Raw genomic sequence first — 20,110 nt, 5'->3', positions numbered from 1 at the left:
AAAGTTAGCAGCGTTGAATTAGAGAAAAAAGTATCAAAAAACCTAAAATTTAGGCAGGGCTAAAATACCGACTAAAACCACCTCAACTTAAGTTGAAGTATAAAAACTGTATCTATTCCTACCCGAAGCCTTAGACTCATACATAGCTGAATCTGCATACTTCATTAGCTCTCTCATGGTGGTTTTTGTATCGCTATCATGCACTGCAATACCAATACTGGTGCCAATAAATAGCTCACTACCGTTTACATCAATCGGCTCGCTAAACTTATTAAGAATTTTTTCCGCAAGCATTTCGGCATCATGCGCACTAGAAATATCAGTTAGTATAATCACAAACTCATCACCCCCAAGTCGTGAAACTGTATCGCTATTTTGCACACAGGATAACAAACGTGAAGCGGCTTCTTTAAGTATGATATCGCCAGCATCATGGCCTAATGTGTCATTAATTTGCTTGAAATGATCCAAATCTAAAAAGAACAAAGCAAATTTGCGCTGAGAATGTTCAGAGTTAGATATAGCTTGAGAGAGCTTCTCCATCAACATGCGGCGATTAGGCAGCTTGGTCAGCGTGTCAAAATATGCATGTTGATGCACTTCATTATCGCGAATCTTGCGCTCACTAATATCCTCAATTTGCGCAATAAAATATTGAGGCGCTAAATCTTCATCCCTAAAAATACTGGCCGAGAGTTGAACCCACACCAACGATTTATCCTTGCGGATGTATCGCTTCTCCATGCGGTAAGTATCAATTTCGCCATCTAGCAGGCGCTGAACATGCTCAAGGTCGATAGATAAGTCATCTGGATAAGTGATCTCTTGGAAGGTACGTCTAATTAGCTCATCATTGGTATAACCCACGATATTACATAGCGTTTGATTCACAACAGTAAATCGACCATCCAAAGAAACGATACCGATACCAATAGGTGCGTATTCAATAATTTCTTTAAAGCTTTTTTCACTGGCACGTAACGCGAGCTCAATCTTTTTACGGTCAGAAATATCATCAAACACCACCAAAGTGCCGATAATTTCATTATTTCTAAAAAATGGAACAGAGTTTACAGAAACATAAATTGGCGAGCCATTTTTATGCCAGAACACCTCTTCCGTTGATTTATAAGGTTGTTTTGAATGAATCACATTACTGATTAGACAGTTGCGCTCTGAGTTGCCAGACTCTTCACTAGACCTATGGTGAAATAACGAATGTGCATTTTGACCCAACAACTCTGACTCACTACGCCCTAACAGCTCCTGCGCTTTAGGATTGGTGAAAGTAATTACGCCATTGATATCCGTTACATAGATTCCCTCACCTAGCGTAGAGGTAATTTCCTGAAAGCGATAAAAGCTATCTTTTAGCTCCTCAGTTTTCTCCTTAACCAAGTTCTCAATGCGGGCAGTATAGCCAGTGCCTATAAGCAACAATGCCCCCATCAAACCAGTACCAAACAATCCAACTGCGAGCATATTCCAACTCTGCCAGCCACGATGCTGTTGATAGTATAGCGCTGTTGGTGAAGTATCCAGACGGTAATACCTGCCGCCAAAGTTAAAGTCTCTTGTATATAAACCTTCTGTTTGATTATCGGCAAAGTCATTGTATAAATACCTGCCAGACTGAATATCGGTTAACCGTGCATGCACCGTCTGTGCGAATGGTTTGAACAGTTCACCAAAAAAGACATTTGCTCTCAGCACTGTCGATAGCACACCATCTTGGCTTGTTCCGTGTATCGGATAAATTAACATCAAGCCAAGCTCAGTACCATCATTAATAATCAGCCGTGTTGGTGGTGAGGCAATAGCTTTTTTGAGGCTGATAGCACGTTGGATTGCATCTTTCCTGTCTGGGAGCGAGGCTAAATCCACACCCAATATTGCCCGCGTAGACTCCTTAAGCGGCACGATATAGGTAATAGGAAAATAAAAATCTTTGTCACTTGAGGTAACTAATTTCCGTTGCGCATTCAGTTGTTTAATTTCAAAGTCTTTAAACTCTTTTGATAACTGCTTTACGTATGAAGCTCGCTCTCGGTGCATCACTTTAGGCGCCCACTCCATTGCATAAGTCATTGGATAACCGCGCTTAACGGCACTTACAAAATGGTAAAAATCTTGTCTTGTAACTTTCTCACTCGTTCGATAGCTAAACAAAGCACTGGTTTGCTCGATAATAGCCTCTTGCGACTCAAACCGAACACGCAGCTGTTCGGATAACTGGCTGGATAAAGCACTAAACTCTACTAATGACTCTTTGCGCTCCCATCTGCTGACAACCACAAACGTGATAATCAACAATGCAAACGTAATCAGCATCGGCACTGCTATGGTAAGAGCACGCTTTCTCCATATGTCTCTAGGCTTCCCTATTGCTACCAAAGTGAGTGGCAACATGACAATTAGCCCCAAAGTGTCGCCTATCCACCATGATGCCCAGCTTGTAAAGAACAAGGATTCCTCAATCAAGCCTAACGAGAGCAAACCAGTTACAGAGATAGTGGCACTAATCAAACAGATGACGGGTGCAGAAATGAAGAATGTCACAACATCAACAGGACTATCTAAAGTAGTTGGGTAGTGAATCTTATGTTTTAACCACCAACCACCCAGATAAGCTTGTAGCGCAGAAGCAACAGCAATCAACAGCGCCACCTCCACATCAGTCACTTCGACCTGATGACCTGCGCTGTAACCCACTAAAATATTGAGTAGAAGTGACCCTAAAAATATAGCAGGCAGCACTGTCAGCCCTGCTACAAAAACCGCCGCGATTGCTATCCCTGCTGGAGGAAAAATAGCCGAAGCATAACCTGGAGGCAATGCCAACATTAGGCCAAGCTTGCCGGTAATCACATAAACGATTACCAGTAACAGGCTAAAAATTACGGCATTTTTTTGTATTGATAGTGTGTTAATCATCAAACATGTTTTTATTAAAGTTAGAATTTAAAACCATTCGATTACATGATCAACAAGTATGTTGATACACGAAAAAGGAGAAATTGCGATGCTACAAGATTACTGCGCTATTGCATTGTAGGCAAAGCCTGCTCTCCACCCTTAATTTTTTGAATGACTTTTAATATCTCATCACTATTTTCAACTTCGTCTTTAATCACTCTTAAACTGACATCTCTAAAAACATCCTTTAACTTCCACTCAACCTCATTAATGGTGATAAAAAGCTCGTGATTAACTTCCTCATCCAGCTTTATCTGCTCCCACATACCTAGCTCAATACAATCCGTCAGGCCAGACGCATATATAGTCTGACAAATTCTGCTTAGCCTTAAGATCAGATAAGTTGCAAGTTCTTTTAGATTTGGATGTGAACGCTCAAGCGCTTTAAGCAGATCAATCATCTCTTCAATGTTTTTTAATTGTGCTAAGAGATGATCCAATATGGGATTCGTCGCCTTCACGTTTTCAAGTTTTCGCAATGAGGACAACAAGTCAATTAAGGCATTGAATTGTAAAGCAGGAAAATCATGATTCACCAGTTTTAATGTGGTAATCAAATTACTTAAGTCGTATTGTCGCCTAATCATCCCTGAAAATGCTTCAGCAACAATCAATACCTTACCAATATCGCTACAGCGCTCGGCAGGCAAATGATTCGGATACCCTGAACCATCATTTCTTTCATGATGTTCTAATATTGCTTTATGTACACATGCTGGATAGCTCATATGCTGCCTCACCACAGAACTACCAATGATGGGATGAGTCATGATGCTACGCCAATGTTCTAATGAAAGATTTTTAGTATTAGGGATAACACAATACAGTTCACCAACATCATGCAGCAAACTTGCAATCGTTAAGTCGTGAGTTTTGTTGGCATCGTAATTCAGCCTTTTAGCAATTTGCCTTGCAATTAGCATCACCAGTATAGTGTGCCCAAATGCTTCCTTACTGTTATTTCTCTGCACGGTAAGCAATAGCGATGCTAATGGTGCTAACTCTACAAACTTAACGGCAGATATATCTAATTTTAGCTCTGCACTAAAGCTCAGCAAAAAAGGGTTATTGTCAATCAGCCCTTCGGCTTCCAGATAAACATCATGAGAGGTTAACAACGAGTCAGAAGAAATAGAGGTTTCCAGCGGCTTCTTGAGCACGCGATTAATCAATTTATCTTTGATGCTTGGAGTGACCTTATAGCCCTTGCCTAGCAGTTTATTTCCTGCATGATCATAAACATCTTCAGACAAATAAAACTCTGAGCTCGCAGACGCAGAGATGATATTTTCAATAATATTTAGATTTGTATCGCTAGTTTGACTCGTCATCATCGCTATCTTGAGCTAACACCGTTTATTGTTGTATCGACACTATCCAGTTTGATTCTACCGCCAATTAATTACCGTTTCAATTGAGTAATGACCAACAGTTTTGAATATGTAAATAAAATTCAGACGAAAAAAAACCTGCGGTTAAGCAGGCTTTATAAGCATTAAGGGAAAATTATACAACGTACAACTAACCCAAAAAAACTTTTATTTGACACTAAATTTGGTGGAGCAGGCGGGAATCGAACCCGCGTCCGCAAGCCCTCCACAGACAGTTCTACATACTTAGCCTTGTTGTTTAATTTAACGTGCAACACACCAACAGACAAGCAGTTTGCACGCGAGCTACCTAAAGGTTAATGAAGTGCTAAGTAACCCAACACAACACGTATCCCGTGTATATGACACTGCGTATGGGTTACCCCAATCCACCCCACGGGAGAGATGGTGCAGCGTCCAGCCGGGATTAAGCGGCTAGAGAGTAAGTTTCGTCGTTTGCGACTATACTTTTTCTAGTGTATTTACGAGGGTACTAGTCCTCGGTATGCCCTGCACTGCTTTGCAACCCACGTCGAAACCTGGTCAGCCCCATAAGTCTGTTACTAAAAACAGCAGTCACAATCTGACAGATGAAGTCACAAACGGTTCAACCGTTGAAACTTCATAAGCAAACTCGATTATACGCTTTTAAAATAGCCAACAAAACTATTTATTATGTGCGCGCATAATTCTGCCTTTTTCGCGCTCCCAATCACGTTCTTTTTCGGTATCACGTTTATCATGCTGCTTCTTACCCTTAGCAAGGCCGATTTGCACTTTTACCCGCCCTTTAGAAAAATGCATATCAAGCGGCACTAAGGTATAACCCGCACGCTCTACTTTACCAATAAGCTTTGATATTTCCTCACTATGCAACAGTAATTTACGCGTTCTTATTGCATCGGGGCGAATATGTGTAGAAGCAGCACCTAGCGGCGTCACATGGCATCCTATTAAATAGATTTCGCCACGCTGGATAATCACATACGCTTCTTTAATATTGACACGGTTATCTCGTATCGCTTTTACTTCCCAACCCTCTAAAACGATACCGGCTTCATATTTATCTTCGATAAAGTAATCAAAAAAGGCTTTTTTATTTTGTGCGATGCTCATAAAACTAAAAATTTCTTGGCGAATAGCTTAAAATCATTATTTTACTCTACTCTCTTGTTTGTTTGGTTGAACATGTTGAGTAATCAAAAGTAATTTGCTCGTGTTTGAGCCAATCAGATTAAAGGTAATGTTTAAAGGTAAGCATGGCTCATGTTAAAAAAACCGTTTTAGTCAACCACTCTGCAGGTCGTATGTTTCATTTAGTGGATGACGTGGAGCAATATCCAAAGTTTTTACCTTGGTGCGGTGGTGTGGATTTAATTCAACAAGATGATGCTAGTACTATTGCAACACTGCATATAGACTACCATGGATTACGTCAAAACTTTACAACAGAAAACCATAAGACATTCCCGCAAACCATGGAAATCGAGTTAAAAAACGGGCCATTTAAGCACTTAAATGGCTCATGGCATTTTCTAGCGCTTAGCGATGACGCCTGTAAGGTGGAGTTTTCACTCAACTATGAGTTTGAAAATCATTTTCTAGAAAAAATTATTGCACCGGTATTCAACCATATTGCCAATACATTCGTAGATGGCTTTGTGAAACGTGCCAATGCTATCTATGCAAAATAATGGAAGACTGCAATGAGCCTATCAACTGAAATTACCGTAGAAGTTGCTTATGCACTACCTGACGAGCAATTAATCATTCCCATCAAAGTAGCGGTTGGTTCCACCGCAGAAGAAGCAATCAAAGCTTCAGGCATCATAGGCAAGTTCACTGACATTGATTTAAACATCAATAAAATAGGTATTTTCGGCAAACTAACCAAGCTGGATACAAAACTGCGCCATTTAGACCGCGTGGAAATTTATCGCCCACTCATCGCAGACCCTAAAGAAGTAAGAAAACAAAGAGCCGCTGATGGGAAGATAATGAAAAAAGGCGGTGGTGATATCATCACCTAAACTCAGCACCCCTTCAAACCCAACCGGGATTTAAACAAAAAAATGGGCGCATATGCGCCCAAATTGCCAACTAACCAAAACATCAATTGCAGTAAGCATCCACATCCTTTTGTGCGTCAGCTTTACCTCGGGCCAAATCTTCCTCGCCCAGATACTCACGCTCACCGGCATCGTTAATTCTCGAAATTCTGCCGCCCGTCGTATAAATCACTAAATTCTTTTTGGCCGCCATACAATTTTCTTGTTTAACCTTTAGCTCAGCCTGCTTCTGCTGATCGGTTGCTTTTTGTACCTCGGCATCATGTGCGCGCTTTCTTGCGGCCTCATCTTGAGCAGCGCCACTTTCTTTGGCAATATCTGGTGTTTTATTTTTACTAGTCGCTGTTGTGATATCTCCGGCAACCGGGGCCAGAGCTGGCTGACCAGTTGGCTTCACCACTTTTTTACCCTGAATAGACTCTTGTTTGATATTGGAAGGTGGCGGTACATCACTGTAGCGAGTGACGCCATCCTTATCTTTCCACTTGTAAATCTCAGCACTTGCCATCAATGGCAACGTTGCCAAGCACAGCAACAGTAAACGAGCTAACATAAAACATCCCTTTGATTTATAGGTACTCAGTCATATTATTGCTAATCTAAATTACTAGCAAGTAGCACAATTAACGACTATTTGCATTTATAGTTTACAAATAAATGATTGACACTCTCGCTAAGTCGATTATAAGTCTGTATAATTTCGTTTTGGGTACAAGGATTTACGCATGCGTTTATTGCAACAAGCTCTCACTTTTGATGATGTTTTACTAGTGCCGGCCTACTCTAATGTGCTGCCACGCGAAGTTTCGCTCACCACACAACTCTCACGAAACATTCGTTTAAACATCCCTCTCATCTCTGCCGCGATGGATACTGTTACAGAAGCGCCTCTCGCTATTGCATTAGCGCAAGAAGGTGGCTTGGGCTTCATCCACAAAAACATGACTGCCATGAAACAGGCAGCACACGTAGCGCGTGTTAAACGCTTTGAATCTGGTGTTGTGAATGATCCGATTACAATTCAAAGCCACATGACAGTGCGTGATGTATTAAACCTAACTAACACACACAAAATTTCTGGCATCCCTGTTGTTGATCACGGCAAGATTGTCGGCATCGTCACAAATCGTGACCTTCGCTTTGAAACAAACTTAGACCAGCCAATCAAAAACATCATGACGCCTAGAGATAGATTAGTCACAGTTAAAGAAGGCGCGGCTAAAGATGATGTGATTCGCCTACTACACCAACACCGCCTTGAGCGCGTTTTAGTTGTAGATGATGCAGACACATTAAAAGGCTTAATTACTGTTAAAGATATTCAAAAATCAACAGACCACCCTCTAGCTTGCAAAGATGCACATGGCAGACTACGCGTAGGTGCGGCAGTTGGTGTGGGTGACGGCACAGAAGAGCGCGTTGCAGCGCTTGCTGAAGCTGGTGTTGACGTGATTGTTGTTGATACAGCACATGGCCACTCACAAGGCGTTTTAGATCGTGTTACATGGGTAAAAAAACACTTCCCGCAAATTGATGTTATTGGCGGCAATATTGCAACAGCTAGTGCTGCGCTCGCTTTAGTTGATGCAGGTGCAGACGGCGTTAAAGTAGGTATTGGCCCAGGCTCAATTTGTACCACACGTATTGTTGCTGGTGTTGGTGTTCCGCAAATTAGCGCTATTGCTAATGTTGAAGAAGCACTGCGCGGCACTGGCATACCATTTATTGCAGATGGTGGCATTCGATATTCTGGCGACATTTCAAAAGCAATTGCTGCTGGTGCTTACAGTGTGATGCTTGGGGGTATGTTTGCGGGTACTGAAGAAGCGCCTGGTGACATTGAGCTGTTCCAAGGCCGTTCATACAAATCTTACCGCGGCATGGGCTCTATCGGTGCAATGCAAAAAGGCTCTAGCGACCGCTACTTCCAAGATAACAATGGCAATGCTGATAAACTGGTGCCAGAAGGCATTGAAGGTCGCGTACCTTACAAAGGCAGCGTACTTGCAGTGATTCACCAACTCATGGGCGGTTTACGTGCTTCAATGGGTTATGCCGGTTGCGCTACGATTGAAGAAATGCGTTCACGTGCCGAGTTTGTACAAATTACAAGTGCTGGTATGCGTGAATCGCACGTGCATGATGTACAAATTACAAAAGAAGCGCCAAACTACCGCGTTGACTAACTCAATTTAATATTATTTTTTAACATCAGAGAACACAATATCAGGGCACCCTGCCTTGACGTTGTGTTCTCTGTGCATTTTGTGACTAAACAATGACTCATTCCAAAATTTTAATCCTCGACTTTGGCTCTCAAGTTACTCAACTTATCGCTCGCCGCGTGCGTGAAGCACATGTTTATTGTGAAATTCACCCATGCGATGTCTCCGATGACTTTGTACGTAACTTTGGCGCTGATGGCATCATTCTTTCTGGTAGCCATGCAAGCGTGTATGAAGAGGAAACAGATAAAGCCCCACAAGCTGCATTTGAACTTGGCGTGCCTGTCTTAGGCATTTGCTATGGCATGCAAACCATGGCACAACAATTGGGTGGCAAAGTAGAAGCTGGTCACAAACGCGAGTTCGGTTATGCTCAAGTACGAGCACGTGGTCACTCTGCCCTATTCCGCGACATTCAGGACAGCACAAATGCTGAAGGACACGGCCTGATTGACGTATGGATGAGTCATGGCGATAAAGTAACAGAACTGCCATCTGGCTTTAAAGTAATTGCAAGTAACGACACTACGCCTATTGCGGCGATGGCTGATGAAACCCGCAAATTTTACGCAGTACAGTTTCACCCAGAAGTAACGCATACCAAACAAGGCCAGGCCATGCTTAATCGCTTTGTGCTTGAGATTTGCGGCGCAAAACCTGACTGGATTATGGGCGACTATATTTCAGAAGCGGTTGCCAAGATCAAAGCCCAAGTTGGCGATGAAGAGGTTATTTTAGGCTTATCAGGCGGTGTTGATTCTAGCGTTGCAGCGGCACTGATACACCGTGCGATTGGCGACCAACTCACCTGTGTATTCGTAGACCACGGTTTGCTACGCTTAAATGAAGGTGATTTGGTGATGGATATGTTTGCAGGGCGCTTACATGTCAATGTTATCCGCGTGGATGCAACAAATCAATTTATGGCGCATCTAAATGGTGTGAGCGACCCTGAAGCTAAACGTAAAATCATCGGCCGTGAGTTTGTAGAGGTATTTAAGGCTGAAGCCGCGAAGCTCAAGGCTGGCACAGGCGGACACAAAGGTGCAACGTTCTTGGCACAAGGTACGATTTATCCGGACGTGATTGAATCAGGCGGTGCCAAATCTAAAAAGGCGGTCACAATTAAGAGCCACCATAATGTAGGCGGACTGCCTGAGCAATTAGGTCTTAAACTACTAGAACCGCTACGCGACTTATTTAAAGATGAAGTGCGTGAGCTTGGTGTAGCACTAGGCTTACCTTCTGATATGGTTTATCGCCACCCTTTCCCGGGCCCAGGTCTAGGTGTGCGGATTTTAGGCGAAATCAAACAGGAATATGCTGATTTACTGCGCCGTGCAGATGCAATTTTTATTGAAGAGCTACGTAACACTAAAGATGAAGCAACAGGCAAAACTTGGTATGAATTAACAAGCCAGGCTTTCACCGTGTTCTTACCAGTTAAGTCCGTAGGTGTGATGGGTGATGGCCGTACATACGATTACGTGGTTGCTTTGCGCGCTGTCATTACAAGCGACTTTATGACCGCGCACTGGGCAGAACTGCCATACGCATTATTAGGCCGTGTTTCAAACCGCATTATCAATGAGGTTCGTGGTATTAACCGTGTTGTTTATGATGTTTCTGGCAAGCCGCCAGCAACCATCGAGTGGGAATAACAGGAGGTCTGATTATGAGCCGCGCATTCGTTAACGAAGAAAGATTTGAACAAGCTAATGGAAAAGAGCTTGTTGAACGTCCAATTAGTGAGCATCCTAATTACGTGACACCTACCGGTGCACTTGAATTGCAAACATTGGAAGAGTCACTCATCGCGGAGCTTAATCACCTAAAACTAACCGCAGAAAATACGTTTTCAAAAGATAAAGTGGCAGAAATCGAACGAGACCTGCGTTACGTGCGCGCTAGGTTGGATTCTGCGATATTGGTAGACCCAACCAAGCAGAGCCATGAAACCGTATTATTTGGCGCAACAATTGAAGTACAAGATGATGCAGGCACTCAGCATACGTTTCATATCGTAGGCGAAGATGAAGCAAACGCAAGCATCAACAAGGTCAGCTGGGTTTCACCACTTGCAAAATCATTGCTAGGGCAAAAAATTGGTGACACTGTAACTTGGCAGCGCCCAGCAGGTAATATCAATTTAGAAATTCTGGACATTCATTATCAATCATGAAAGTAAGTCAAGCCATTATCGAACGACGCTCAATTAAAGCGTACGACCCACAACACAAAATGAGTGAAGAAGAAATTTCTAAACTCATGTCACTAGCAATCCTTTCTCCAACCGCATTTAATATTCAAAACTGGCGGTTTGTCGTAGTGACAGAACCTACACTACGTCAAAAAATTCGTAGTGTGAGTTGGAATCAAGCGCAAGTTGAAGAAGCGTCACTGCTTATTGTACTGACTGCAGATTTAAACGCATGGGCAAAACAGCCTGAGCGCTACTGGTCTAACGCAGCAAAGCCTGTGCAAGACTTTTTAGTGCCTGCCATTGGTCAATATTACGATGGTAACTCACAAGTACAACGTGATGAAGCCATGCGCTCATGCGGAATGGCAGCAACAACCATCATGCTCGCAGCAAAAGAAATGGGCTACGATACCTGCCCAATGGATGGGTTTGATTTTGATGCAGTAGCGCAACTGTTAAACCTGCCTGACGACCATATCCCAGCGATGTTTGTTGTAGTTGGCAAAGCACTAAAAGAAGCTATGCCACGCGGCGGCCAACTGCCTATGGATGAAGTGGTTATTTATAATCAATTTTAAATATTGCGTAATGCTTAGTACCCACTTACAACGTAGAGGCTAAGCATTAAGCACATATAACGCACTATCTTTTGTAATTAATTTATTTTTAAGGTCTAAATTTTGTTAATTTCTAACAATATCACGATGCAGTTCGGCGCAAAGCCACTCTTTGAAAACATCTCAGTTAAATTTGGCGACGGTAATCGCTATGGTTTAATTGGTGCGAACGGTTGCGGAAAATCAACCTATATGAAAATTCTAGCTAAAGTTTTAGAGCCTACCTCAGGCAATATCTCGCTAGATAACAATGAGCGCATGGCTTTTTTGCGCCAAGATCAGTTCGCTTACGAAGACCAACGCGTGCTTGATGTTGTGATGATGGGCCACGAACAAATGTGGAAAGCTAACGTAGAAAAAAATGCAATCTACGCTAACTTAGAAGCCACTGAAGATGATTACATGCGCGCAGCTGAATTAGAGGCTGTATTTGCTGAATTTGACGGCTACACTGCTGAAGCACGTGCTGGCGAGTTATTACTTGGTGTTGGTATTCCAATTGAACAACACAATGGCCCAATGAGCGCCGTGGCGCCTGGCTGGAAACTGCGCGTACTATTAGTTCAAGCCTTGTTTGCTAACCCAGATATCCTACTGCTGGATGAGCCAACCAACAACTTGGACATCAACACCATCCGCTGGTTAGAGGACGTATTGAATAACCGCAACTGCACCATGATTATTATTTCTCATGACCGCCACTTTTTAAACCAAGTATGTACCCATACCTGTGACATGGACTACGGTAAAATTGCCGTATATCCAGGCAACTATGATGACTACATGGAAGCCAGCACCGCTGCACGTGCTCAGCAGGCAAAAGATAATGCAAAAGCTAAACAGCAAATTGCTGATTTACAAGACTTCGTGCGCCGCTTCTCTGCAAACGCTTCCAAAGCGAAACAGGCAACCAGTCGTGCTAAGCAGATTGATAAAATCAAAATTGAAGAATTTAAGCCTTCTTCACGCCAATATCCGTTTATTCGCTTTGAATATGATGAGCGTGAGAAACTGCATCGTAATGCAGTTGAGTTGAAAAAGCTAAGCCACGGCTTTGATCGTCCTCTGTTCAACGATATCGACCTAATGTTTGAAGCCGGTGAAAAAGTAGCGATTATTGGTGAGAACGGCATTGGTAAAACAACGTTCTTGCGTTGCCTGGCTGGTGACTTAGAACCTAAACATGGTGAAGTAAAATGGGCTGAAAAAGCAAAAATCGGCTATTTCGCACAAGACCATGAATACGAATTTGAAGATGGTGATGAACTGTTCGAATGGATGAGCAAATTCACTCAGCAAGGTGATGATGACCAAACCGTACGCAGCATGCTAGGTCGCCTACTGTTCTCTGGTGACGACACCAAAAAATCTGTGAAAGTACTTTCTGGCGGTGAAAAGGGCCGTATGCTGTATGGCAAATTAATGCTAGGTAAAACCAATGTATTGCTGATGGATGAACCTACCAACCATATGGATATGGAATCTATCGAGGCACTGAACACAGCGCTGGACAAATATAAAGGCACCTTATTCTTTGTCAGCCATGACCGTGAGTTTGTAAGTTCAATCGCCACACGAATCATCGAAATTAAAGCGGATGGCATTGTAGACTTTACTGGCAACTATGAAGACTACCTGTTAAGCCAAGGTGTTGAATAACATCCTAGCCTTAATCTTCCAATCGTCGGCGCAGTTAAATTGCTAAACTCATCGGTACGCCATTTAACTGCCCAAGCCTGCCTACAGGACGTATTTGGTTACAGCTCCTTTCGTGGTGAGCAACAGGATATTGTTGAACATGTGGTTGGAGGCGGCGACGCACTGGTCTTGATGCCAACTGGTGGCGGCAAGTCGCTGTGTTATCAATTGCCAGCCCTGTTACGTAAAGGTGTTGGCGTTGTGGTGTCACCACTTATCGCGCTAATGCAAGACCAAGTGGATGCACTCAAGCAACTTGGGGTAAAAGCGGCCTTTCTAAACTCCAGCTTAAATAGTGATGCCTTTAGCGAGGTTACTGCCGCCTTGCTGCGCGGTGATTTACAAGTGGTGTACGTTGCGCCAGAGCGCTTGCTTATGCCGAACTTTCTTACGCTATTAGAGCAAATTGAAGACAGCATCGGCATCGCGCTATTTGCGATTGATGAGGCGCATTGCGTTTCTCAATGGGGTCATGATTTCAGGCCAGAGTACCGAAAACTCACCGTGCTGCATGAGCGCTTCCCGCGCGTGCCGAGAATTGCACTCACAGCAACGGCTGACGCACCTACCAGAGCCGAAATCATCGAACGGTTAGCGCTTGAAAAAGCACGCCAATTCATCTCCAGCTTTGATCGCCCCAATATTAAATATCGGGTGCTTGCTAAATCAAATGCACGCCAGCAATTAGAGGCGTTTATTGAATCTGAACACCCCAATGACGCTGGCATCATTTACTGCCTATCACGCCGCAAAGTAGAAGAAACCGCAGAGTGGCTTAAGGCAAAAGGCTGGGATGCCCTGCCCTACCACGCTGGACTTGATGCAGATATACGCAACACTAATCAAAAGCGATTTTTACGTGAAGAAGGTGTGATTATGGTGGCTACAGTTGCCTTTGGCATGGGCATAGATAAACCCAATGTACGCTTTGTGGCACACCTAGACTTACCCAAGAGCATGGAAGGTTACTACCAAGAAACAGGCCGTGCCGGCAGAGATGGCCTGCCAGCCAATGCATGGATGACTTATGGCTTAGGTGATGTAGTCAGCATGAAACAAATGCTGGAAAATAGCGACGCACCAGCCGAACGTCAGCATGTGGAACGGCAAAAACTGGATGCGCTGCTAGGCTTTTGCGAATCAACCGCATGCCGCCATCAAACTATCTTGCGTTACTTTGGAGAGCAGCACCCCGGCGACTGCGGGCAATGTGATAACTGCCTTACGCCCACAGACACTTGGGACGGCACCCAGGCAGCACAAATGGCATTATCTTGCGTGTATCGCACCGGGCAAAGATTTGGCGTAGTTCATTTAATTGACGTGCTGCTAGGAAAGCCCAGCCCTAAAGTCATCCAGTTTAACCATCAGGAATTAAGCACTTTTGGCATAGGCAAAGACTTATCACAAACACAATGGAGCAGCGTGTTCAGGCAATTAGTTGCTAGTGGCTACTTGGAAACCGACATGGATGCATTTGGCGGGCTACGCCTCACCGAGGCTGCACGCCCAGTACTACGCAGTGAAGTAATGGTATGGCTACGCCAAGATCAGGAAGCACCTAAACGCGTGAGTAAAGTTGAGCGTAGCGCCCGTGTTAAAGAAGCTTATGCCGGTGTGGCAGACGACCCGCTGTGGCAAGCGCTCAAAGCCAAACGTACTGAGCTGGCAAAAGAGCAAGGTGTACCACCCTACCTGATTTTTCACGACAGCACCCTGCTTGAGATTTTAAATCATCGGCCAGGGAGTCTCACCGAGATGGGCAAGATTAGCGGTATTGGCCAAGCCAAACTGACTCGCTACGGCGATGCATTTTTAGAGGTATTAGAAGGCTAGAATAATAGCGGCTAGTGATGCCAACAATCAGCAAAAAACTAAATAAGTGATTATAAATAACGCTGAAGTTAAACTGAATTTAGATTAACTAGAGAAAATATCCATGCAATTAAAGCTAGTGGATGAGATAGACGTAAAACTATACGATTAAACCAGAACGCGAAGGCCCCTTGGGTTTAGCCTGGCCATCAGGACCATAAACTGCATTGGCATCATTATTACCTTGCAGATGATTCAGTAGCTCTTGATTACGATTAAAGTGCTTGCTAATCAATACGCCATTAAGCCTATTAAGTTCTTTGGCTTGAGCAAGAGACTTCTGGAAGTTTACCCAAGCAGCCTTAATTTCTTTTTTAGCTTGTTTTTCTACCCAAGCAGTCATGCCAGACTCATTAGACTGAAAGCCATTACCCTGCAAGAGTTGATAGCGTGCTTTTGCAGCAAGATTTAAACGCTGCAACAGTAATGATTTTTCTTCCAGAATTGCTTCAATTGCAGCCACATCTGCTTTTACCAGATGCGATTGCTCACGCTCCAGCAAAGCGATCAACTCGGCCACCAGCTGAGTATCTTGCGTAAAGTTAACAGGCTGGTTGGAAGATGTATTAACCATAATTTTGTTAAGCGAAACGGCTGGTGAGTAAATCTTTTACAGTTTCAATCAGGCCTTCAGCCACTTTTTCTGAATTTACTGAAAACTGACCGCCAGCAATGGCTGATTTAATTGCATCCACTTTTTCAGCATCATACACATTACTTGCTTTTACTTTAGTTTCTAAAGTTTGTAATTTAGCTGATAGTGGTGATAACGTCACATTACCTGACGCGCTCTCACTTGATGCTGACTTTCCAGTTTTTTGCTTAGCATCGGCCTCAACTTTTGCAGCATTTGCTTTTTCGATACTGGCTTTATCAAGGCCAAGCCCAGCAGCGTTTTTAATTGTCTCATTGATTTTCATGGCATTTCATCCTTTTTGCTAACCTGCTTAAATGCATATACACGCATCCTTAATGCAAATATCGGCATAGTTTAAGCGAACTTTAGCCTTTTGCCTAAAATAAAACAATGTTTATACATAATTAAAAACGAGCAACTCACTAGCGATAATAACAATACGTTAAAAAACGACTTCAACTTGCCCGCCTTGACGTGCAATCCCGCTAACCACTTGCCCGCTAGCCACTTTAACTTGCACAACTTGACCTTCATTTGCCTTAGCCATTGCTTTACCTTCAGCAGAAACACGGAAGCCTTTACCCGACGAGGTAATCATCACAGTTTGCCCTTGCTGCACGACAGGTGAAACCTTTAACATCTCTTGCCTGAGTACCGTGCCCGCACTCATCGATATATTCACAATACGCCCTTGCGCTTGCGCTACATCGGTAAATATGCCGGCAGGCAACTGGGTTAAGTCTCCAGTCTGAAACAACAAATCTTCAGGTGTAACAACCCTGCCCTGCGCCAGCGGCAGCGCTGCAACCAGATATTGCGCCACCACATTAACGGTAGCTTGTGCGTAGATGGTCCAAGCACTAGGCGTACCACAACGGATACCAACACTGGTTTTACCCCAAGGCCGACTACCAGAGGGTAGAAAAACTTGAACATCCTGACATTGCGTTAATTTCAAATTAGGGTCAATAGCACCAGCCTGTACCGTAACTTTACCAGGGTACCCTACTGTTTGCGTTTGCAAAAACTCAACCACTTTTGTGTTCAATAACGACAAATCCTGCTTAGGATACTGTTTATTCAGTGCCGCCTGATTTGTAGCCGCATTTAGTGTATTGCTTGCGCCTAACACCAAAATAGTTAGCACCATCAGATAATTTAACTGAGCACTTCTCATGCACACTTTCAAGCTTATATTTGCAAAGAATTGCAACGGTAAACGATACTTAACATTAGGCATACTGAATTCCTATGCAGCATACAAAGATTCAACATGCATTCTACGGACGCAGCTGTCTAGCAAAACCAAGAAAAGGGCAATAAATACCCTTCTTCTTATTCAATCAAAGTTAGTGCTTAATCATTAGAATTGCTAACAAGTATGTTATCGGCAATAAAAGTATTTTCTTTTGTTTTTAGGCTTTTAATTAAGTAAATCCTACTACATTAAAAGTCATCAACTTAAGCAGCTAGCAAGGGAAACGATCATGATTAATAAATTAGATGCGGCTTTAAGCTTTCACCAAAATGCTCTTAGGGTGCGTGGTCAGCGCCAGGAACTGATTGCCGCAAATATTGCCAATGCTGATACACCCAATTACAAAGCACGTGATTTAGACTTTAGCAGCGCTATGAAAAGCGCGATGGCTGGCGTAGCAAACAAAGAAGCTTTCAACACTAATAAAACATCAGACAAGCACTTGGATGGCATCCCGTCCAGCATTGGTGGAGGTGCCATGTTTAGACCGATTGTTCAAGGCAGCGTTGATGGCAATACGGTAGATATGGATGTGGAGCGTAATCAGTTTGCAGATAACGCAATTCGCTACGAAGCGAGTATTATCATGATTAACGGGCAGCTCAAAAAAATGCTCGCAGCTATTCAAGGGCAGTAAGCATCAGGGCTTATTGCTAGTGCAGATGCAACAAGTAAGCTGAGCAGGTAGTTAGCCCGGTAAAAGTTTAAGGAGAAATCGATGTCATTATTCAATGTGTTTAATATTTCTGGTTCAGCGATGAGCGCACAAGCGCAGCGCCTAAACACCGTAGCCAGTAATCTTGCAAATGCAGATAGCGCAACTAGCGCCAATGGCACTCCTTATAAATCAAAACAAGTGGTTTTTAGCGCAATGCCTAGCAAATCGCCTGATGTAAGTGGCGTCAAGGTAACAAAAGTAGTTGAAGACAACTCAGCGCCCAGAATGATATACGACCCTAAGCACCCATTAGCCAATGACAAAGGCTATGTAAGTATGCCCAATGTAAATGTTACCGAAGAAATGGTAAATATGATTTCTGCTTCACGTGCTTACCAAAACAATGTAGAAACTATGAATGCAACAAAAACGATGTTGATGAAAACGCTGACTATAGGCCAAGGATAATCATTCAGCAATCGAATGAAACGACGCCAAATCAAGCACATCAAACTAGGAGCCTCTAAATGACAACCGTAAACACCACCAATACCGCATCACAAGCCTTGTTAGACGCTGTGAATAACAAGCAGAGCGCGACTACAACATCAGTAAATGATGCTCAAGATCGTTTTATGAAGTTGCTCGTTACTCAAATGAGGAACCAAGACCCGCTTAATCCAATGGATAATGCGCAAGTAACCAGCCAAATGGCACAGCTTTCTACCGTAACTGGCATCGACAAACTGAACAACACATTGGAAACATTAATCAGCAATGTGCAATTAGGGCAGTCATACCAAGCTTCAAGCATGATAGGTCGCAGCATTCTCACCCCTGGCAATACAATTCAAACCGCTGGTGAAGGTGGTTATTTTGGGGTGGAACTACCTATCGGCGCAGACAAAGTGACAGTAAACATTAAAGACAGCGCAGGCGCTACTGTCAGAACCATAGATTTAGGCAAACAAGACGCTGGCACTGTACCGCTAACATGGGATGGCTTTAAAGATGATGGCACTGTTGCAGCAACCGGCAACTATAAATTTGAAGTAGCCGCGACCATAGGTACCAACGTAGCCGAGTCGACCGCTTTAAGTTTTGCAAAAGTGTTAAGCATTTCCAACTATCCAACAGGCGTTAAGCTGAATTTGAGCAACTTAATGACGGTTGATACTAGCGCAGTAAAAGAAATTTTTTAAGCCCCACATACATTTAAGCGTTAGCAAATAAATAATTTAGCTCCAAGGAGAATAGCATGAGTTTTCAACAAGGTTTAAGCGGTCTTAACGCAGCTTCTAAACAGTTAGAAGTCATTGGCAACAACGTATCAAATGCAAACACTGTAGGCTTTAAACAGTCTAGAGCGGAGTTTGCCGATGTTTTTGCGAACTCCATTACCGGTGGTGGCGGAAGCCAGATTGGTATTGGTACTAACTTAGCTACCGTAGCTCAGCAATTCACTCAGGGCAACATTACATCTACTAACAACTCCCTAGATATTGCAATTAATGGCAATGGCTTTTTCCGCATGTCATCAAACGGTGCTGTTACCTATACGCGTAATGGCCAATTTCAATTAGATAAATTTGGCTATATTGTAGACTCTGCCAGCAAACGATTAACTGGTTACGCTGCGGATACTAACGGCAACATCTTAAGCGGCGCCGCTGTTGACTTACAAATCAATACTGCAGATATTCAACCAGTTGCTACTACAGAGATTGAAGGCACAATTAACCTTGACTCTAGAAACAACCCTTTGCCTGCTGCGCCTGCCTTTGACCCAACCGACCCGACCACTTATAACAGTTCAACAGCAGTTACGGTTTATGACAGTTTAGGTAACTCACATACTCTACAAAACTTCTTCCGTAAAACTGCAGCAAATACTTGGAATGTTTACACAACGGTAGACGGCGTATCTACGCCAGCACTACCTGCGACTACCGCAGTGATGACCTTTACAGGCACTGGCGTTTCTCCAACTATCGTGCCAGCATTACCTTCTGTCACATTTACACCATTAAACAGTGCAACACCTGCAGTTGCCAACGGTGCGGCTAACGTTACCACGACAATCGACTACTCTAAGAGTACACAGTTTGGCTCAGCATTTAGTATCAACAGCTTATCGCAAGATGGATTTACATCTGGTCGTTTATCAGGTTTCAACACATCAAGCGATGGCACTATCGTTGGCCGTTACAGCAATGGTCAATCTAAAAACTTAGGTCGAGTGGTGCTATCAAGCTTTACCAACCCAAATGGTTTGCAATCATTAGGTGGTAACGCATGGGCGGTCAGCGCCAGTTCTGGTCCGGCATTAACAGGTGCACCTGGCAGCGGCTTATTAGGCGTGCTGCAGTCATCTGCAGTAGAAGACTCCAACGTGGACTTAACCGCTGAACTTGTGAATATGATTACAGCGCAGCGTGTTTACCAGGCGAATGCACAGACCATTAAAACGCAAGATCAGGTCTTACAAACGCTAGTTAACCTTCGTTAATAGTTAGCCGCTAAA

19 protein-coding genes and 1 other RNA gene are annotated in these 20,110 nt (G+C 43.4%); 12 read left to right on the top strand and 8 right to left on the bottom strand.

The annotated features are described in order from the left end of the window. Positions 1 to 87: 87 nt before the first annotated feature. The 4 genes from VGD82_RS02820 to smpB form a co-directional block, all read right to left on the bottom strand. On the bottom strand, positions 88 to 2,934 hold the full coding sequence (locus tag VGD82_RS02820; RefSeq protein WP_331018944.1) for a sensor domain-containing diguanylate cyclase: 2,847 nt from the start codon (positions 2,932 to 2,934) through the stop codon (positions 88 to 90). Between the two features lie 107 nt (positions 2,935 to 3,041). Next, positions 3,042 to 4,310 carry an HD-GYP domain-containing protein gene (locus VGD82_RS02815; protein WP_331018943.1) on the bottom strand — a complete coding sequence of 423 codons (1,269 nt, stop codon included), beginning with the start codon at positions 4,308 to 4,310 and terminating at the stop codon, positions 3,042 to 3,044. 221 nt (positions 4,311 to 4,531) lie between these two features. Further along, positions 4,532 to 4,897: a transfer-messenger RNA gene (gene ssrA, locus VGD82_RS02810) on the bottom strand. A 115-nt stretch (positions 4,898 to 5,012) separates the two neighbouring features. Continuing rightward, the gene (gene smpB / locus VGD82_RS02805) at positions 5,013 to 5,462 is read right to left on the bottom strand and encodes an SsrA-binding protein SmpB (protein ID WP_331018942.1); all 450 of its coding nucleotides are present in this window, start codon (positions 5,460 to 5,462) and stop codon (positions 5,013 to 5,015) included. Positions 5,463 to 5,605: 143 nt separating this feature from the next. Here smpB and VGD82_RS02800 point away from each other — a divergent pair, with 143 nt between their 5' ends. Further along, a complete protein-coding gene (locus tag VGD82_RS02800) occupies positions 5,606 to 6,040 on the top strand; it encodes a type II toxin-antitoxin system RatA family toxin (protein WP_331018941.1) in 435 nt (144 codons plus the stop codon). 12 nt (positions 6,041 to 6,052) lie between these two features. Further along, positions 6,053 to 6,376, top strand: coding sequence for an RnfH family protein (locus tag VGD82_RS02795; protein WP_331018940.1), 324 nt, complete (start codon positions 6,053 to 6,055; stop codon positions 6,374 to 6,376). An 82-nt stretch (positions 6,377 to 6,458) separates the two neighbouring features. On the opposite strand, the gene VGD82_RS02790 is transcribed toward VGD82_RS02795, so the two are convergent. Further along, positions 6,459 to 6,968 carry a DUF4124 domain-containing protein gene (locus tag VGD82_RS02790; protein WP_331018939.1) on the bottom strand — a complete coding sequence of 170 codons (510 nt, stop codon included), beginning with the start codon at positions 6,966 to 6,968 and terminating at the stop codon, positions 6,459 to 6,461. Between the two features lie 172 nt (positions 6,969 to 7,140). On the opposite strand from VGD82_RS02790, the gene guaB reads away from it, so the two are divergent. From guaB to recQ, 6 genes are all read left to right on the top strand, one after another. Next, on the top strand, positions 7,141 to 8,601 hold the full coding sequence (guaB, locus tag VGD82_RS02785) for an IMP dehydrogenase (protein WP_331018938.1): 1,461 nt from the start codon (positions 7,141 to 7,143) through the stop codon (positions 8,599 to 8,601). Positions 8,602 to 8,693: 92 nt separating this feature from the next. After that, positions 8,694 to 10,301: a glutamine-hydrolyzing GMP synthase gene (guaA, locus tag VGD82_RS02780; RefSeq protein WP_331018937.1), complete on the top strand. Its 1,608-nt coding sequence runs from the start codon at positions 8,694 to 8,696 to the stop codon at positions 10,299 to 10,301. Positions 10,302 to 10,315: 14 nt separating this feature from the next. Further along, complete coding sequence (locus tag VGD82_RS02775; RefSeq protein ID WP_331018936.1) at positions 10,316 to 10,822, top strand: GreA/GreB family elongation factor; 507 nt, start codon at positions 10,316 to 10,318, stop codon at positions 10,820 to 10,822. Then, positions 10,819 to 11,421 carry a nitroreductase family protein gene (locus tag VGD82_RS02770; protein ID WP_331018935.1) on the top strand — a complete coding sequence of 201 codons (603 nt, stop codon included), beginning with the start codon at positions 10,819 to 10,821 and terminating at the stop codon, positions 11,419 to 11,421. Before VGD82_RS02775 ends, VGD82_RS02770 begins: the two co-directional genes overlap by 4 nt. A 102-nt stretch (positions 11,422 to 11,523) precedes the next feature. Beyond that, a complete protein-coding gene (locus tag VGD82_RS02765; protein ID WP_331018934.1) occupies positions 11,524 to 13,119 on the top strand; it encodes an ABC-F family ATPase in 1,596 nt (531 codons plus the stop codon). Positions 13,120 to 13,158: 39 nt separating this feature from the next. Continuing rightward, positions 13,159 to 14,994: a DNA helicase RecQ gene (gene recQ / locus VGD82_RS02760; RefSeq protein WP_331018933.1), complete on the top strand. Its 1,836-nt coding sequence runs from the start codon at positions 13,159 to 13,161 to the stop codon at positions 14,992 to 14,994. Between the two features lie 139 nt (positions 14,995 to 15,133). On the opposite strand, the gene VGD82_RS02755 is transcribed toward recQ, so the two are convergent. From VGD82_RS02755 to flgA, 3 genes are all read right to left on the bottom strand, one after another. Beyond that, positions 15,134 to 15,607, bottom strand: a complete 474-nt coding sequence (locus VGD82_RS02755; protein ID WP_331018932.1) for a flagellar protein FlgN — start codon at positions 15,605 to 15,607, stop codon at positions 15,134 to 15,136. A 7-nt stretch (positions 15,608 to 15,614) separates the two neighbouring features. Then, on the bottom strand, positions 15,615 to 15,953 hold the full coding sequence (flgM, locus tag VGD82_RS02750; protein WP_331018931.1) for a flagellar biosynthesis anti-sigma factor FlgM: 339 nt from the start codon (positions 15,951 to 15,953) through the stop codon (positions 15,615 to 15,617). Between the two features lie 159 nt (positions 15,954 to 16,112). Further along, positions 16,113 to 16,910, bottom strand: coding sequence for a flagellar basal body P-ring formation chaperone FlgA (gene flgA, locus VGD82_RS02745; protein WP_331018930.1), 798 nt, complete (start codon positions 16,908 to 16,910; stop codon positions 16,113 to 16,115). A gap of 247 nt (positions 16,911 to 17,157) precedes the next feature. On the opposite strand from flgA, the gene flgB reads away from it, so the two are divergent. The 4 genes from flgB (at position 17,158) to flgE (ending at position 20,095) form a co-directional block, all read left to right on the top strand. Continuing rightward, entirely contained in the window at positions 17,158 to 17,565 is a 408-nt protein-coding gene (gene flgB / locus VGD82_RS02740) for a flagellar basal body rod protein FlgB (protein ID WP_331018929.1), read from the top strand. Positions 17,566 to 17,646: 81 nt separating this feature from the next. Continuing rightward, positions 17,647 to 18,054 (top strand): flagellar basal body rod protein FlgC, encoded by a 408-nt coding sequence (gene flgC / locus VGD82_RS02735; RefSeq protein ID WP_331018928.1) that lies wholly within the window; start codon positions 17,647 to 17,649, stop codon positions 18,052 to 18,054. Between the two features lie 59 nt (positions 18,055 to 18,113). Continuing rightward, positions 18,114 to 18,788: a flagellar hook assembly protein FlgD gene (locus VGD82_RS02730; protein ID WP_331018927.1), complete on the top strand. Its 675-nt coding sequence runs from the start codon at positions 18,114 to 18,116 to the stop codon at positions 18,786 to 18,788. 56 nt (positions 18,789 to 18,844) lie between these two features. Continuing rightward, on the top strand, positions 18,845 to 20,095 hold the full coding sequence (gene flgE / locus VGD82_RS02725; protein WP_331018926.1) for a flagellar hook protein FlgE: 1,251 nt from the start codon (positions 18,845 to 18,847) through the stop codon (positions 20,093 to 20,095). The last annotated feature ends 15 nt before the right edge of the window (positions 20,096 to 20,110 follow it).

Source organism: Methylotenera sp. (assembly GCF_036401095.1).
Taxonomy (GTDB): Bacteria; Pseudomonadota; Gammaproteobacteria; order Burkholderiales; family Methylophilaceae; genus Methylotenera.
This window is presented reverse-complemented; position numbering and strand designations above follow the sequence as displayed.

Bases quoted from the DNA above. Each gene is read 5' to 3' on its own strand.
- VGD82_RS02820 (WP_331018944.1), bottom strand. From the start codon at position 2,934: ATGATTAACACACTATCAATACAAAAAAATGCCGTAATTTTTAGCCTG.
- VGD82_RS02815 (WP_331018943.1), bottom strand. From the start codon at position 4,310: ATGATGACGAGTCAAACTAGCGATACAAATCTAAATATTATTGAAAAT.
- smpB (WP_331018942.1), bottom strand. From the start codon at position 5,462: ATGAGCATCGCACAAAATAAAAAAGCCTTTTTTGATTACTTTATCGAA.
- VGD82_RS02800 (WP_331018941.1), top strand. From the start codon at position 5,606: ATGGCTCATGTTAAAAAAACCGTTTTAGTCAACCACTCTGCAGGTCGT.
- VGD82_RS02795 (WP_331018940.1), top strand. From the start codon at position 6,053: ATGAGCCTATCAACTGAAATTACCGTAGAAGTTGCTTATGCACTACCT.
- VGD82_RS02790 (WP_331018939.1), bottom strand. From the start codon at position 6,968: ATGTTAGCTCGTTTACTGTTGCTGTGCTTGGCAACGTTGCCATTGATG.
- guaB (WP_331018938.1), top strand. From the start codon at position 7,141: ATGCGTTTATTGCAACAAGCTCTCACTTTTGATGATGTTTTACTAGTG.
- guaA (WP_331018937.1), top strand. From the start codon at position 8,694: ATGACTCATTCCAAAATTTTAATCCTCGACTTTGGCTCTCAAGTTACT.
- VGD82_RS02775 (WP_331018936.1), top strand. From the start codon at position 10,316: ATGAGCCGCGCATTCGTTAACGAAGAAAGATTTGAACAAGCTAATGGA.
- VGD82_RS02770 (WP_331018935.1), top strand. From the start codon at position 10,819: ATGAAAGTAAGTCAAGCCATTATCGAACGACGCTCAATTAAAGCGTAC.
- VGD82_RS02755 (WP_331018932.1), bottom strand. From the start codon at position 15,607: ATGGTTAATACATCTTCCAACCAGCCTGTTAACTTTACGCAAGATACT.
- flgM (WP_331018931.1), bottom strand. From the start codon at position 15,953: ATGAAAATCAATGAGACAATTAAAAACGCTGCTGGGCTTGGCCTTGAT.
- flgA (WP_331018930.1), bottom strand. From the start codon at position 16,910: ATGCCTAATGTTAAGTATCGTTTACCGTTGCAATTCTTTGCAAATATA.
- flgB (WP_331018929.1), top strand. From the start codon at position 17,158: ATGATTAATAAATTAGATGCGGCTTTAAGCTTTCACCAAAATGCTCTT.
- flgC (WP_331018928.1), top strand. From the start codon at position 17,647: ATGTCATTATTCAATGTGTTTAATATTTCTGGTTCAGCGATGAGCGCA.
- VGD82_RS02730 (WP_331018927.1), top strand. From the start codon at position 18,114: ATGACAACCGTAAACACCACCAATACCGCATCACAAGCCTTGTTAGAC.
- flgE (WP_331018926.1), top strand. From the start codon at position 18,845: ATGAGTTTTCAACAAGGTTTAAGCGGTCTTAACGCAGCTTCTAAACAG.